Genomic DNA, 2,163 nt, shown 5'->3' on the forward strand with positions numbered 1-2,163 from the left:
TGATGTCATGCCCCGCCGTCAGCGTCACCTCCCCGTCCGCCGCCACCGCCGAGCCCTGCACCCCGATGTCGTGCCCCGCCGTCAGCGCCACGCTGCCCGCCGACAGCAGCGTCCCTTTCTCCGTCGTCTGCTGCGTCTCCCGCAGCGTGTGCGTGGTGGTCTTCGACAGGAAGCCCTTCTTCACCGTCGTTTCTTCAAAAAAATCATGCCGGCTTTCCGTCGCCGACAGCAGGCTCAGGTCGCGCCCCGCCTGCGCCGTCAGCGCGCCACGCGTCTCCGCCTGCGCCCCCTGCAGCGTCAGGTCCTGACCCGCCCGCAGGCTCAGCCCCTCGCCCGCGTTCAGCACCGTCCCCTGCTGCGTCACCGTCTGCTGCCAGTCCTGATGACGATTCCACGCGTTCGAGCTGAACTGCTCCTCACCGGCCGACAGCAGGCTCAGGTCACGACCCGCCGACCAGCCCCACGCGTCCCCGCCGCGCTCAGCTGCGCCGCCGTGCCGCTCAGGTCGCGCCCGGCGCTCAGGCTCAGGTCGCCCCCGCCTGGCCACCGTCGCTCTGCACCAGCCCCTGACGGCGCCGCTCGGTGGTGGCCCCGCCATCCTGACGTACCGTGTCCGTCATCGTGCTCAGCGCCGTCAGCCGGATGTCGTTGCCCGCCGCCAGACTGCAGCGGCCCGCCCGCGTTCAGCTGCGCCCCGTTCAGCGCGATATCGTGACCCGCCTGCAGCGTCAGCCCGCCCTGTGCGCTGATTAAGCCCGCCTGCCCGATATCGGTGCGCGTCAGCGACCCGCGGCCCCGCCCGTCCCGCGCCGCCGTCTGCCACTGGTCTGTCGTCGTGGTGTTGACGATATCCCCGCCGACGCTCGCCAGCGTCACCGTATTGCCCTGTATCGTCGCGCTGCTGTTGGTCAGGTTGCCCAGCGCCACCAGATTCAGCCCGCCGCCCGCGTTCAGCAGCCCGCCCTCACTGTTGGTCAGGTTACCCCCGCTGGCGACAGCAAGGGCGTCCTGCGCCGTCACCGTGCTGCCGCGGTTGTCGATATCCCCGCCCGCGCTCAGGCTGACACTGTTCGCCACGATGCGGCTGCCCTGCAGGTTGGTTTTATCCGCCTGCGCCAGGTACAGCTTCGGCGCCAGCACCGTCTGCCCGCCCACCGTGATGTTCTCCCACCACACCAGGCTGTGGCTCAGCCCCGCCACCTGCTCCGGCGTCAGGCTCACCCCCAGTTGCAGGTTCAGCCGGCTTTTCTCCGCCGCCGCGTTGTCCATCAGCTGCTGCATCTGCGCCAGCTCCGACCCCACCCCGTTCAGGTAGCGCTGCCCGGTCTGGCTCAGTACCGCGTTGCTGATGTAGCGGGTGTCAAACGCCGCGTCCCCCAGAAAGCGGTAGTCGTGCTCGGCGTCCAGATTCAGTTTGCCCAGCAGGTAGGACGACCCCAGCACCTGCGTCGGGTCGGTCAGCGTCGGGCTGCGCTCCACCGGCGCCGTGGTGCCCGGCGTCTGCCCCAGCAGCCCGCGCAGGTCGCCGAACAGGGCGTTGTCCACCTGACCGAGCCGGCTCAGCGTGGGGTTGGTGCGTATCAGGTAGCGGCTGTCGCCGGCGGTATCCGCCACAAACAGCCCGTTCTGGCTGGTCGGCAGCGGGTAGTCGGTCAGCGACGGGCTGCCCGGCTGCTGCAGCCCCTGAGCCAGCGCCGCCTGCAGGTCGCTCAGGGAGCGCGCGCCCGGGGCGACCGGCGTCAGACTGGCTCCGGCCACCGGTGCGCCGCCGGCGGTGCCCGGCCCGGCAGGGATACCCACCGGGTTGAGCGCGCTGCCGGAGGAGGTACTGTTATCGCGGGTGACCGCACTGTAGCCGGCGTTCAGGCGGCCCGCCTGACCGGCCAGCGCCACGCCTGCACCGGCGCCCGACAACGTACTGCCGCTGACGTTACCGGCAGTGCCGCCGTTCAGCCCGCGGTCGGCCTGTGCGCCCACCGGGTTTAACGCGCTCACCCCGCTCAGCGTCGGGGTGGCCATCGCCGGCATAACGCCGCCGCTGCCCGGCTGCAGACTGGTGTTGCTGATGTTCTGGGAGAAATTGGCGGTTATCGCGCCGCCGGCCTGGATAGTGGCGGTGTAGGTTTGGCCTGGGGTGTATTACTATCAGCATCACCTTCAAGA

The 2,163-nt window shown here is 70.2% G+C and carries 1 pseudogene; it reads right to left on the bottom strand.

Annotated features, from left to right (window positions below):
* Window positions 1-2,139, bottom strand: a pseudogene (locus DDA898_RS23220) (hemagglutinin repeat-containing protein); the annotation flags it as partial.
* Window positions 2,140-2,163 lie beyond the last annotated feature (24 nt).

Source organism: Dickeya dadantii NCPPB 898, from assembly GCF_000406145.1.
Taxonomy (GTDB): domain Bacteria; phylum Pseudomonadota; class Gammaproteobacteria; order Enterobacterales; family Enterobacteriaceae; genus Dickeya; species Dickeya dadantii.